Origin of the sequence: Nocardia sp. NPDC019219 (assembly GCF_040632645.1) — a bacterium.
GTDB lineage: Bacteria > Actinomycetota > Actinomycetes > Mycobacteriales > Mycobacteriaceae > Nocardia > Nocardia sputorum.
In genome coordinates, this window is record NZ_JBEYCG010000023.1 from 105,083 (window position 1) to 118,162 (window position 13,080).

Consider the following 13,080-nt stretch of genomic DNA (forward strand, 5'->3'; position numbering starts at 1 on the left):
GCCGCTACGCCTGTTCCGTCGCACCCGCCAGTTCTTCACCCGGAATATCCACCGGAAGCCGTTCGGCCGCTTTGTATTTCAATGCCGCCGAGATGAGCGCCGCGAACAACGGATGCGGGCGGGTCGGCCGGCTCTTCAGCTCCGGGTGCGCCTGCGTGGCGACGAAGAACGGATGCACGTCGGCGGGCAGCTCGACGAACTCGACCAGGTGCCCGTCCGGCGAGGTGCCGCTGAACCGCAAGCCGCTCTCGGCGATCTTGTCGCGATAGGTGTTGTTCACCTCGTAGCGGTGGCGATGACGCTCGGAGACGTGCTCGCTGCCGTAGGCCTGCGCGACGACCGAGCCCTTCTCCAGCGTCGCCGGGTAGGCGCCAAGCCGCATGGTGCCGCCGAGATCGGCCTCGCCGGCCACGGCCTGCTCCTGGTCGGCCATGGTGGAGATGACGGGATGGGGTGTGTCCGGCTCGAATTCGGCAGAGTTGGCCTCCGCCAGCCCCACCCGGCGCGCCGCCTCGATCACCATGCACTGCAGTCCCAGGCACAGGCCGAGCAGCGGGATGCCGCGGGTGCGCGCGTAGTGGATCGCGCCGACTTTGCCCTCGATGCCGCGAATGCCGAACCCGCCGGGAATCAGCACGGCGTCCACGTCGCGCAGCGCGTGCTGGGCGCCGGTAGGGGTCTCGCACTCGTCGGAGGGCACCCAGCGGATGTTCACCTTCGCGCGCGAGGCGAATCCGCCCGCGCGCAGCGCCTCGGTGACCGAGAGGTAGGCGTCGGGCAGGTCGACGTACTTGCCCACCAGCGCGACCTCGACCGTCTCGCGCGGCGAGTGCACCCGGTCGAGCAGGTCGCCCCACACGGTCCAGTCCACATCGCGGAACGGCAGTCCCAGCCTGCGCACCACGTAGGCGTCCAGGCCCTCCCGGTGCAGCACGCGCGGGATGTCGTAGATCGACGGCGCGTCCGGCGTGGAGATGCAGGCGTCGACCTCGACGTCGCACATCAGCGCGATCTTGCTCTTCAGGGCCTGCGGCACCTCGCGGTCGCAGCGCAGGATCAGCGCGTCGGGCTGGATGCCGATATTGCGCAGCGCCGCCACCGAGTGCTGGGTCGGCTTGGTCTTCAACTCACCGGAGGGCGCGAGGTAGGGCACCAGCGACACGTGCAGGAAGAAGACGTTGTCCCGCCCGACGTCGTGCCGGATCTGGCGGGCGGCCTCCAGGAACGGCTGCGACTCGATGTCGCCGACGGTGCCGCCGATCTCGGTGATCACCACGTCCGGGGTCTGGCCCTGCAGATCCGGGCCGCGCATGGCGAGGATCCGGTTCTTGATCTCGTCGGTGATGTGCGGGATCACCTGCACCGTATCGCCGAGGTACTCGCCGCGGCGCTCCTTGGCGATGACCGACGAATAGATTTGCCCGGTGGTCACGTTCGCGTCCCGGGACAGGTCCCGATCGAGGAAGCGCTCGTAGTGGCCGACGTCCAGGTCGGTCTCCGCGCCGTCCTCCGTCACGAACACCTCGCCGTGCTGGAAGGGGTTCATCGTGCCGGGATCGACGTTCAAGTACGGGTCGAGTTTCTGCATCGTGACGCGCAGCCCACGCGCCGTCAGCAGCTGACCGAGGCTGGAGGCGGTAAGACCTTTACCCAATGAGGAGGCGACACCACCGCTGACGAAGATGTGCTTCGTGTCCGTTCGCGCCTGAATCCGTGTTTGACCCACGGGTCTTCACGGTAACACGAATCCGCCCGTCCGTTCGAATGCCACGCACGTTTGCCCGCCGATCGCCGAGACTGCGATCAGAGCCACGGCGGTCGGATTGTGAGGTCGGTCGCGTCCCGCTCGCCGGTATTCACCCCGAGCCGGTGGCCCGGCGTCGGCGTAACGATCGATCAAGCCCGTGAACTGCGAATACCCCGGCGACACGACCCCGCTCAGTTCATCAGCCCGGGACGGCGGCCAGGGTGAGCGACGTGGCTTTGGCGCCGGTGCCGTAGCGTCCGGCGCCACCGTTGAGCTGTTCGCCGAGCGCCAGCGCGGTGGTGACCCGGCCGAGTTCCCGGTCGAGATTGTCGACGGTGCTCACCTGGGCCGCGAGCGCGGCGTCGGTGCGGATCACCGCGATCGGCCCCTGCCCGTCGGCGGCGCCCGCGCGCCCCGCGAGGACCACTCCCGCCCCACGGCCGCGCAAGGCGCCGGCGAAGCGAGCGGTATTCGAGCCGGCACCGTTCTCCGCGGCGGCGACGCCGTTGCCGGTGATCACGACGGCGAGCTGCGCGGGCCGCACCGGCGTGTCGCCGTAGGCGAGGAACCCGCCGCCCCGCAGGGTCTCCAGGACCAGCCCCAGTTCCTCCGGCGTGCTCCGGGTTTGCCCGTTCCCCGGATCGAGCAGCAGCACCAGTCCGAGCAGATCACCGGCCATGCTGCCCTGGTCCACCGCGCCGGTCCGCAGCTGCGCCCCGGCCGGGATGACGTTCGTGAGCGCCGTGCGCATCCGGTCCCCCTCCGTGGCGTCGACGAACGCCTCGGTGAGCGCGATCCGGCCGGTGACTGCCGCCCCGGAGACCGCGAGCGCCCGCGTCACCGCTTCGACGTCCCCCGGATCGGCGTCCGGCGTCGTGAACACGACGACGCTGCGATCGGCGAGCGCACCGCCGAGGATGCGCCCCGACGACCCCGCGATGAATCGGTCGGCGGCCACGGCCTGCTCGCCGAGCAACCGATTCTGCTCGGTCAGGATGTCGACCTGCTGGCGCAGGTCGGTCTTGTCCGCCCGCAATCCGGACAGCAGATCGGCCGCGAGCGTCTGAGACCCGAGCACCACACCGATCGCGAGCGCGAGAAAGATCGCGACGATCGAGATGGCGTGCTGGCGCATCGAAATCATCGTTCTCCGTTCAGAATTCCCAAGATTCGGCTTGCCCCTGCGCCCACCGCGCGAAGCGGTTCCAGATGTCCACACCCCAGTCCAGGACGTCCCCGCCGCTGTTGGACGCCAGCAGCACGACGATCACCGCGACCAGCGCGGCGAGCACGACCAGCGCGACGGCGACCCCGGACACGCGGTTGCGGTAGAGGGTGGCCACCGCCTTCGCGTCCATCAGCTTCGTGCCGACCTTGAGCCGGGTGAGGAAGGTGGCCGGATTGCTGTCGCGGCGGCCGCGGTCGAAGAAGTCGTCGAGCGAGGCGGGCGCCCCCGCGGTGACGATCAGCGCCGCGCCGTGATGGTCGGCCAGTAGCAGCGCCAGATCGGCGGCCGATCCCGAGGAGGGGAACGTCGTCGCACCGATACCGAGGTCCTGGATGCGCTCCAGCCCTTTGGCATGGCCGTCGGTGTCGGCGGGCAGGATCACCTCGGCGCCGCACTTCATGGTGGCGGTGGTGATCTCCTCGGGGTCCCCCACGATGACGTCGGGCCGATACCCACGCCTGCGCAGGGTGTCCGCGCCACGGCCCACGCCGATGAGGATCGGGGCGTACTCCTTGATGAACGGCTTGAGCCGCTGCAGATCCTCGGCGTGCTCCGGGCCGTCGGCGACCACCACCACGTGCCGGTGCTTCATCACCAGATCCAGTTCCGGGACACCGAACCCGTCGATGAGCAGCGCGCTCTCGGTGCGGATGAATTCGATGGTGTTGCCCGCGAACGCTTCGAGATGATCGGCCAGCCCGTTGCGCGCCTCGATCATCCGCTCCGCGATCGCGCACTCGGTGAGTTCGATGCCCTCGACGAGGACCTCCGGTTCCTTCTTGATCAGCTTGTCGGCATAGACCACGCCGTCGACGACGCGAACTTTGACGCCGTCCTTGATCTTCTTGAACGCATCCGAACTCACCGTGTCCAGCAGCAGGATCCCGTTGGCGACGAGCGCTTCGGGTCCCAAATTCGGGTAACGGCCGGAAATGGACGGCGAGGTGTTGATCACGGCCCCGACACGCGCCTCGACCAGCCGGTCGGCGGTCATCCGGTCGAGGTCCATCTCGTCGAGGACGACGATGTCGCCCGGCCCGACCCGTCCGAGCAGCCGCCGGGTGTTGCGATCCACCCGGGCCGTCCCGATCAGACCAGGCAACGTTTCGGTGTTTCTCGACAACAACGCCGGCATCTTCATGTGCCGATGATGGCGGCAAACCCTCAACCATTGGTGGAGGCGCGCCGTCCCGCACACTGCGGTCGGGCGTCCACGCCATTGCGCCCACCCTCTGAATCGACTACGCCGCCGCGCCGCGATTCGCGACGAATTCTCACTTATATTCACTGTTCAGAGCGCTGCTCCGAACCGGATGCCGCGCCACTGATGATCCACGACGCTCGAACCACGTCACCTGCCCAGAGGCCCGGATCGATGCGCCGCAGCGACTGCCCGCCCGAGATCGGAGGTCGCGTCACGGCCCGTTTCGCCAGCCAGCGAATCAGCCGCTACCGCACTGATCCGAAGTGACGGCTGCCGTCGTCAGCACCACTTCGCCTGCGGGCGGCACACGGTCCAGCCGCTACCGTCCGGACGCGGCGCGCGGCTCCAAGCCGCGTCGCCCGTGCTGTCGTCGAGACCGCTTTCGGCGGGCCGAGGCTTGTTCTTGCGGTGATACTCGCGCAGGGCATGCTGATGCTCGTTCTGCCGCAACGGATTCGGGTCGGAATGCTGGTAGCCGAACGGGTCGATCTCGTGCCACCCAGTCGAGTCGCCGTGCGAACCCGCGCGACCGGAGTGGTCGGAGCGGGACAACGACTCCGCGGCAGCCCCACCGGCCGCGCCGATCGCCCCCGCGGCGAGACCGGCCACAATCAGCGCGAATGCGCCCGTTTTCACCGGTTTCCGGCGCCGGCCGGCCGGGCCGCGGCGGCGCTCCCCGCCCGTCTCGGTCACCACTGGAAGAACGCTGCCCATGACGGCCCCTTTGCCTCGGCGCTTCCGCTGTCCGATGGAATTCATCCACCGTTAACCTACTAAGTTCAATAGTAGATGATGAAACGGACATTGCGGACATCACTTGCACACGATCGCAGTCACCACGGCCGAAACCCTTTGAACGCAAGGTGCAATATGGGAACCGAAGCGGCTGGGTACGTACCTTCCTTTCGTCTAGCCGAGACCCGACTTCGAGTAACTTGCGAGCGTTGCACGGGTTTCCCCAGTAGATCGAGCCGCTGTGTGCGGCGGCCACCACTCTCCCCTGCTCGAGCTCGGCGCCGAAGGGCCTGGCGTCACCAGCCCGGAAATCCTCCCGAAGAGGACGGCGCGCCACCGATTGTGATGCGGACGACACGACCGCCGAGCGGCGCCCGCTGTAGCTATATGCTGCCGGTCACACGTAACCGGAAGAGGAGATTTCATGGCCAGCACCACCGTCGACGCCGTCATCGCCGCCCCGCGCGAGGTCGTCTACCGGCTCTTCGCCGACCGCGAGAGCATCAGCCCCTACATCCCGGTCCAGGTCAAGCTGATCAAGCCCGGCCTCACCGAACGCGAGGGCGTCGGCGCGCAGCATCTGATCGGTCTCGGCCCGGTCGGGGTCACCGAGGAGATCACGAAGCTCGTGCCCGGCGAGCGGATGGAATACAAGATCGTGAAGGGCGCGCCGGTGAAGCGGCACGTCGGCATCGTCACTTTCGCCGACGCCGACAACGGCACTCTGGTCTCCTACACGATGGAATCGGACCCGTCGCTGCCGGTGCCCGCCAAGGTGCTGGAACTCGGTCTGAAGAACCTGATCGGCCAGTTCATCAAGGGTGCGCAGAAGGCGGTGCGCTGACCGGCGCGCTCAGCGCGCGGCCGCCTCGGCGCCCGCTTTCTCGGCACGCGCCGTCGCGAGCAGTTCCTCCGCGTGCGCCCGGCCGGTCTCGGTGTCGTCGAGACCGGCCAGCATGCGCGCCAGCTCGACCACGCGCTCGTCGTTGGTCAGCGCACGGACGCCGCTGTTGACGGCGCCCTTGCCGTCGTCGGATTTGTCGACCACCAGGTGCGTGTCGGCGAACGCGGCGACCTGCGGCAGATGGGTCACCACGATCACCTGATGCGTGCGCGCCAGCCGGGCCAGCCTGCGGCCGATCTCCACCGCGGCGCGCCCGCCGACGCCCGCGTCGACCTCGTCGAACACCATGGTGGCTCCGTGCTCGGAGCCGGCCAGCACCACTTCCAGCGCCAGCATCACGCGCGACAGCTCACCTCCGGACGCGCTCTTGCTCAACGGCAACGACTGCGCGCCCGAATGCGCCGCCAACCGGAACTCGGCCTCATCGATACCCATGGCGCCGGCATGCAACTCCTGACCGTCGACGGTGAGCGGCGCCGAGTCCTGCGCGCCCGCGAGCACCGGCCGCACCTCGACTTCCAGGCGCGCCTTGCCCATCGCCAGACCACCCAGCTCGGCGCTCACCGCGGCGGCCAGCTTGCCCGCCGCCTTCCGCCGCGCGGCGCTCAGCTTCTTCGCCGCCTCCCGCACCCGTTCGGCGGCGGTGTCCACCTCGGCGGCCAGCTTCGCCAGCGCCTCCTCGGAGACGTCCAGCGAACCGAGCCGGGTCCGGGCCTCCTGCGCCCAGGCCAGCACCCCATCGATGTCCGCTGCGTACTTGCGGGTCAGCGTCTTCAATTCGGCCTGCCGGGTGAGCAGCGAATCCAGCGCCCCCGGATCCGAAGGCAGATCCGACAGATACCCGCTCAACTCGGTGGTCACGTCGACCACCACGGCGATGGCGTCGGCCAGGCGCGGCGCGAGCGCGACCAGCGCCGGATCGTCGGCGGCTTCGATGCGGGCGCGCGCGGTGCCGAGCGCTTCCATGGCGCCGGACCCGTCTCCGGGTGCGTCGGCAGGGCCGGCCAGCGCCTCATGCGCGGTGGCCGCCGCCGCACGCAGCGAATCCAGGTCGCTGAGCCTGCGCACCTCGTCGACGATGCGCACGTCCTCGCCGGGTTCCGGAGCGATGGCGTCGATTTCGTTCAGCGAGTGTTCGAGGCGTTCGGCCTCGAGAGCCAATTCCCTGCTGCGCGCGGTCCGTTCGAGCAACTCGGTGCGGGCGTCGAGCCAGGATCGGCGCAGCACCTGGTACTTCCGCAGCAGCGCGGACACGGCGTCGCCCGCGAACCGGTCCAGCGCCGACAACTGCTGATCGGGACGCTGCAACCGCAGCTGGTCGTTCTGACCGTGCACGGTCAGCAAGGGCGCGGTGAAATCGGCCAGCACCGAGGCCGGGACACCGCGGCCACCGAGATGCGCGCGGGAGCGCCCGTCGCTGCCGACCGTGCGGATCGCGATGACGCTGCCGTCGTCGTCCTGCTCGGCCGCGGCCGCCTCGAGCACCTGCGCGACCTCGGCGCGGGCGGCTTCGTTGACGTCCTCGATGGTGAACCGGCCCTCCACCACGGCGCGGGACGCGCCGAGCCGGACCCGGCCCGCGTCCGCGCGCGCACCGCTGAGCAGATGCAGGCTGGTCACCACCATGGTCTTGCCTGCGCCGGTCTCGCCGGTCAGGCAGGTCAGTCCCGCGTGGAACTGCGCGGTCGCCGTGGAAATGACGCCAAGCCCGTCAATCCTGATCTCTGTCAGCACTTGTGCTCTCCGTTCGCCGTCGGCCACGCCAGCCTGTCACGGGCAATTGGAACTTGCGCACCATCCGGTCGGCGAAGGGTGCGGAGTCCAGCCGTACCCAGCGCACCGGTCGAGCGCCGCGAACCGCCTCCACCCGGCCCCCGCTGGGCAGTGCGAGCGTGCGCCTGCCGTCCAGGAAAACTATCGCATCGTGTCCGGTCGCCACGGACTCGACCGCGATCCGCGACTCGGGGCTGGTCACCAGCGGCCGCGCGAACAGGGCATGGGCATTGCTCGGAATCACCAGCAAGGCTTCGAGTTCCGGCCACACCACCGGACCGCCCGCGGAGAAAGCGTAGGCGGTCGAACCGGTCGGCGTCGAGATCAGGATGCCGTCGCAGCCGAACGACGACACCGGTCGCCCGTCGACCTCCAGCACCACTTCCAGTACCCCGATGCGCGAAGCGTTTTCGATGCTCGCCTCGTTCAGCGCCCATCCGCTGTCGACGACCTCGTCCTCGACCCGGACCGTGACGTCGATGGTCATCCGATGCTCGATCGTGTAATCCCCCCGGACCACCTGCGCGAGCGCCTCATCCAGATGCTCCGCCTCGGCCTCGGTGAGAAACCCGATGCGGCCGAGGTTGATCCCGAGCACCGGCACCCCGGCCGGGCGGGCCAGTTCGGCAGCGCGCAGGAATGTTCCGTCGCCGCCGAGCACGAGCACCATCTCGCAGCCGACCGCCGCCTCCGGGCTGTGCTCGACCACGCGCACCGGATAGCCGCCCGGCTCGGCCTCGAACCGCGTGCTGTCCGCCTCGTCGGCGAGCACGCGCAGACAGATCCCCGCGTCCGCGAAGATCTTCGCCACCCGGTGGGCGGTCTCGATGATCTCCGCGCGGCCCGGATGTGACACCAGCAGGATCTCCCGGCCGCAAGGCTGGGCCAGCGCGTTCACTGTGGACCCTCCTCAACCGCACGCTCTACCAGCGCAGCGACCTGCTCGCCGTCGTAGGCGAACGGCCCGTCGTTGCGCAGCCACAAGAAGTATTCGACATTGCCCGACGGGCCCGGCAGCGGGCTCGCCACCACACCGACGGTGCGCATGCCCAGCTCCGCGGCCGCGGCCGCGACCGTGCGCACCGCGTCGGCCCGCAGCGCGGGATCGCGCACCACGCCGCCCGACCCGACCCGCTCCTTACCGACCTCGAACTGCGGCTTCACCATGGGCAACAGGTCGGCGCCGGGTGCCGCGCAGGCGGCCAGCGCGGGCAGCACCAGGCTCAGCGAAATGAAGGACAGGTCGCCCACCACCACGTCGACCGTGCCGCCGATGATTTCGGGCGTCAGGTTGCGCACGTTGGTGCGGTCGAACACGCGGACCCGCTCGTCGGTACGCAGGCGCCAGACCAGCTGGCCGTACCCGACGTCGACGGCGACGACCTCCCGCGCTTCCCGCGCCAGCAGCACGTCGGTGAAACCGCCGGTCGAAGCGCCCGCGTCCAGGCAGCGCTTGCCCGCCACGGACAGGCCGTCCGGCTCGAACCGCGCCAGCGCGCCGAGGAGTTTGTGCGCGCCGCGCGAGGCCCACGAGACCTCGTCGGGCTCCTCGCGGACCACCAGCGGCGTACCCGCCTCGACAGCGGTCGCCGCCTTCACCGCGACCGTTCCAGCTATCAGGACGCGGCCGGCGCCGATCAGCTCGACCGCGTGTTCTCGCGATCTCGCCAATCCGCGGCGAACGAGTTCCGCGTCCACCCGTGCGCGTCTGGCCACCTCAGATCTTGTCCACCGTGGCCAAGGCCTGTACCAGCACGTCATGTGCCTGCTCCAGGATGCGAGCGCGCCGGGTGATGTCGACTCCGGCCTCGGCGCTGTCGGTCGCGGGCACGGGCCCGTTCCAGCCGGGACGCTCGAGTTCGGCGAGCAGGCTGTCGACCTCGCCGCGGATACGATCCGGGTCGGCAGGCTCCGGGCGGCCTTGCGCACCCGGCAGGTGCTGACCGGGCAGCGGGACCCCGGGCCGGGGACCTTGCGCACCGGCGGCCGTGCCGGGACCGTTCGGACGAGGCGTGGGTGTAGTCATCGTGGCGTCAACGCTATCGGATTTCCGAATCGGACGCGCGGACCGTCACAGCTCGCCCGGGGTGGCGCCGCAGCATGTCGCCGAGATCGGCATCCGGCTCGGCGGCGACGATGGCGTGATTGAGGGCGTCCAGCGAATCGGCGATATAGGTCGGCACCTGAGCGTCCGGGGCCTTGCGCAGTTCGTCCAGCGTGCTGACTCCGGTGAGCACCAGCAACGAGTCGAGACCTACCCGGTTGGCGCCCTCGATGTCGGTGTCCAGACGGTCGCCCACCACCAAGGCGGAGCGGGAGCCGGCCCGGACGAGCGCGTCCTCCAGTAGGGGCGCGTACGGCTTGCCTGCCACGATCGGCTCCCGATCGGAAGCGGCACGCAATGCGGCGACCATCGCGCCGTTGCCGGGCGCGAGGCCGCGTTCGTTCGGCAGGGTCCGGTCGGTGTTCGCCGCGACCCACAGCGCGTCCGCACGCAGGGCATAGGCGGCCTCGGCGAGGTCCGGCCAGGCGGTCTCGGGTGAATGTCCCTGCACCACCGCGGCGGGCGCGGCGCCATCGAAGCGCCGGATCGGCCGCAGTCCGACGCCGTCCACCTCGGCGGCCAGATCATCGGTGCCGACGACCAGAACGGGCGCGCCGCGATCGAGCCGCTCGGCCAGCAACCGCGCCGCGGCCTGAGCGCTGGTCACCACGTCGTCGGGAGCGGCGGGAAAGCCGAGTTCGGACAGATGCGCGGCCACGACCTGCGGCCCGCGGCTGGCATTGTTCGTGACGTACACCAGCCGCTGATCGGCTTGCCCGTCCGCGGCGAGTGCCTCCGGCGCCCCCACGATCACCTCGTGACCGCGGTACAGCGTCCCGTCCAGATCCAGCAGCAGGGCTCGGTAGCGATCTCGTAGTCGCTTCACACCACTCTCACTCCGTGTCACCGATCGGCGCCGTGCCGACTCATCACCGCCGACCCTCCGGCAGCACATCCGCTCGGCGAGTCCGGGACACTCGACACTACGCCAGCGGGCACACCGGAAAGACGTGGCGTCGGCCACTCCGGCCACACCGGATCGCAAGCGAGACAGCGCAGTTTCGCTGATCAAGCTCATGGTCCCGCTCCCGCATGTCACGACCACGGTGTGATCGCGCGGGCACAGTGTGCACCTCCGCACCCTCCGCCATGCTGCGCCTCGTGCCGATATCGCCGGACACACGACGTCGACAACGGCAGCCCGCCGCCTCACGGCGCTCTCCTCGTCGCCACCGGTGATAGCCGAACCCGCCGCCGGACCCCAGCCGTCAGTGCGGCCGCCTCGACGGCTGGCTGCAAATCTCGCCCGCCGAAGCGCGACCCGTGTCACGCCGCTGGAGCTGGCATGCCAGGAGTGCAGCAGCGACACGTGTGTCGTCTTGGAGACGATCTCAGGACTTCTATCCAGCGGCTCAGGCGTGCTTGCAGTGAAGCGCCTTACAGACGGGGCAGGGGCGGCACAGGCGGACCGATGCCAGCAGCTTTCGAACTCGCCCGCCGAAGCGGAGAGTTGTGCTTCCGAACAACGCTGAGATGACGCGTCACTGGAACGCCGCCAGAGGAACCGGTGCGCACCACCTCAACGGCAGGCTCAGATATCGCCGGTGAGTTCGGCGGCGCGTTCTTCGGCGTCCGTCTCTCCGTCCAGGTCGGCCGAGGCGGCGTTCAGGAACCAGGTGAGCCCCTCATCGGTGCGGCCCGCGGCGACCAGGGCGTCGGCGTAGGCGTAGAACAGGCGCGCCGCGGCGGAACCCGTCCGAGACGGATCCAGATCCGAAGTCTGCAAGGTGACGACGGCTTGGTCGTACTGACCGAGGTCCATCCGCGCACCGGCGACCACGATGCGCAGTTCGGCGGCGTCGTCACCGCGCAGAGCACGCGCTTCCTCGCTGCGACCGAGTTCGATCGCGCGTTCCGGACGTCCCAGACCACGTTCGCAATCGGCCATGACGGCCAGCAACCCCGAACCGCCGGACATCCGGCGCGCGGTACGCAGCTCCGACAAGGCCTCCGCCCATTCACCGGCGTGATAGGCCACCACGCCCGCGGTCTCCCGGACGACGGCGATCCGCCCGGCTCGCTGCCGCGCCGCCCGGGCATGGGCGAGCGCGAGTCCGGGATCGTCGTCGAGCAGCCGCACCGCCATCACCAAGTGCCGGGCGACGGTCTCCGCATTGCCCTTGTCCAGACTGAGCAGGTCCCGCCGCACGGCCGAGTCGAGGTCGGTGGCCTGCACCTCGTCCGGCAGATCGGGTTCCTCCGGCCGCGGTGGGCGGCTATCGAGGGAACGCCCGCCACTACGGGCGCCTTCGCCGCCCCGGCGACGGTCCTGCGAGGCGTCACCGTGTGCGGTTCGGCCTTCGCGGTCCGCGCCGCCGCGCCGTTCGTCGCGATCCGGACCCGCGCGATGGCTTTCGTCATCGCGGCGCTGGAAGCCGGACGCACCGTGCCCCGCCGCGTCACCGCGCTCGTCGAAATCGCCGCGACGCTTGAACCCGCCGCGCTCGCCCGGTTCACCGCGACGGACATCGCCTCGAGCGCCCGCGGACTCGTCCCGACGCTGGAAACCACCACGCTTGGCTGCGTCACCCCCGCGCCGGAAGCCACCACTGTCACCGCCACGCTCGGTGGAGTCCTGGCGGCGGAATCCGCCACGGTCGCCGGCACCGCCACGCTCGAATCCGCGGCGAGCACCGGAGTCCCCGCCGGCCCGATAGCTGCCCCGCGCATCGTCGCGGCGCTCTCCGCTATCACTCCGGCGTTTGAAGCCACCACGTTCGCCTGAGTCGTCCGGGCGCTGGTATCCGCCGCGCTGCGCAGCCCCGCCTCTCCCGGCGGATCCGCCGCCATGTCCCGCGGACTCGTCCCGCCGCTGGAAGCCACCGTGCTTCGAGGCGTCACCCCCGCGCCGGAAGCCACCGCTGTCACCACCGCGATCGCCGGAATCCTGGCGGCGGAACCCGCCACGCTCACCCGAACCGCCACGCTGGTCGTAATTGCCGCTGTTTCCGCGTCGGTCGAACCCTCCGGAATTGTCGCGGCGCTGAGAATCACCACGTTCGGAGGAACTGTCTCGCCGCCCGGAGCCAGGCGAGCCCTCGCGCCGCGCGAAGCCACCGCGCTCCCCGGACTCACTGCGGCGGTTGAATCCACCGCCGCGTCGGCTCGCGTCCGGGTTGTCGTCTCGCCGACCGGCTCCGGAGTCGGGAGCGCCGCGCCGGAAGGGCTTCCGATCGTCGTTCTGTTCCGGCACGGTGCTCCCTTTCTTGGTGTCGCAAAGTCTGTATTCCCACGAATTCAATCACGTACCTGCGGTGGGGGCCGGTACGGCAAGTCTTTCGGAGCTCCATCAGGTGCTCAAATGCCGATAGGGGACCCAGTAACTGGGTCCCCTATCGGAAAGGATGTTCCGGCGGTGTCCTACTCTCCCACACCCTGTCGAGTG

11 protein-coding genes and 1 pseudogene are annotated in these 13,080 nt (G+C 69.7%); 2 read left to right on the forward strand and 10 right to left on the reverse strand.

The genetic code is table 11. The features are described from left to right. Nucleotides 1-4: 4 nt before the first annotated feature. The 4 genes from ABZ552_RS31810 to ABZ552_RS31825 form a co-directional block, all read right to left on the reverse strand. Nucleotides 5-1,726 (reverse strand): CTP synthase, encoded by a 1,722-nt coding sequence (locus tag ABZ552_RS31810; protein WP_357441594.1) that lies wholly within the window; start codon nt 1,724-1,726, stop codon nt 5-7. A 220-nt stretch (nt 1,727-1,946) separates the two neighbouring features. Then, nucleotides 1,947-2,891 (reverse strand): copper transporter, encoded by a 945-nt coding sequence (locus ABZ552_RS31815; RefSeq protein ID WP_281874270.1) that lies wholly within the window; start codon nt 2,889-2,891, stop codon nt 1,947-1,949. Between the two features lie 10 nt (nt 2,892-2,901). Further along, on the reverse strand, nt 2,902-4,116 hold the full coding sequence (gene steA, locus ABZ552_RS31820) for a putative cytokinetic ring protein SteA (protein WP_357441596.1): 1,215 nt from the start codon (nt 4,114-4,116) through the stop codon (nt 2,902-2,904). Between the two features lie 342 nt (nt 4,117-4,458). Then, entirely contained in the window at nt 4,459-4,893 is a 435-nt protein-coding gene (locus ABZ552_RS31825) for a hypothetical protein (RefSeq protein WP_357441598.1), read from the reverse strand. Between the two features lie 445 nt (nt 4,894-5,338). Here ABZ552_RS31825 and ABZ552_RS31830 point away from each other — a divergent pair, with 445 nt between their 5' ends. Next, nucleotides 5,339-5,758, forward strand: a complete 420-nt coding sequence (locus ABZ552_RS31830; protein WP_159839717.1) for an SRPBCC family protein — start codon at nt 5,339-5,341, stop codon at nt 5,756-5,758. A gap of 9 nt (nt 5,759-5,767) precedes the next feature. On the opposite strand, the gene recN is transcribed toward ABZ552_RS31830, so the two are convergent. The 6 genes and pseudogenes from recN to ABZ552_RS31860 form a co-directional block, all read right to left on the reverse strand. After that, entirely contained in the window at nt 5,768-7,552 is a 1,785-nt protein-coding gene (gene recN, locus ABZ552_RS31835; RefSeq protein WP_281874274.1) for a DNA repair protein RecN, read from the reverse strand. Further along, nucleotides 7,530-8,489 carry an NAD kinase gene (locus ABZ552_RS31840; protein ID WP_195090091.1) on the reverse strand — a complete coding sequence of 320 codons (960 nt, stop codon included), beginning with the start codon at nt 8,487-8,489 and terminating at the stop codon, nt 7,530-7,532. The genes recN and ABZ552_RS31840 overlap by 23 nt, the downstream gene beginning before the upstream one ends. Next, entirely contained in the window at nt 8,486-9,307 is an 822-nt protein-coding gene (locus ABZ552_RS31845; protein WP_357441601.1) for a TlyA family RNA methyltransferase, read from the reverse strand. The genes ABZ552_RS31840 and ABZ552_RS31845 overlap by 4 nt, the downstream gene beginning before the upstream one ends. A 1-nt stretch (nt 9,308) precedes the next feature. Continuing rightward, complete coding sequence (locus ABZ552_RS31850) at nt 9,309-9,617, reverse strand: hypothetical protein (protein ID WP_195090094.1); 309 nt, start codon at nt 9,615-9,617, stop codon at nt 9,309-9,311. 13 nt (nt 9,618-9,630) lie between these two features. Then, nucleotides 9,631-10,521 (reverse strand): HAD-IIA family hydrolase, encoded by an 891-nt coding sequence (locus ABZ552_RS31855; RefSeq protein ID WP_357441603.1) that lies wholly within the window; start codon nt 10,519-10,521, stop codon nt 9,631-9,633. Between the two features lie 705 nt (nt 10,522-11,226). Continuing rightward, nucleotides 11,227-11,901 (reverse strand): annotated as a pseudogene (locus ABZ552_RS31860) (hypothetical protein); the annotation flags it as partial. A 141-nt stretch (nt 11,902-12,042) separates the two neighbouring features. Between ABZ552_RS31860 and ABZ552_RS31865 the strand changes: the two are divergent. Beyond that, a complete protein-coding gene (locus ABZ552_RS31865) occupies nt 12,043-12,420 on the forward strand; it encodes a hypothetical protein (protein ID WP_357441610.1) in 378 nt (125 codons plus the stop codon). The last annotated feature ends 660 nt before the right edge of the window (nt 12,421-13,080 follow it).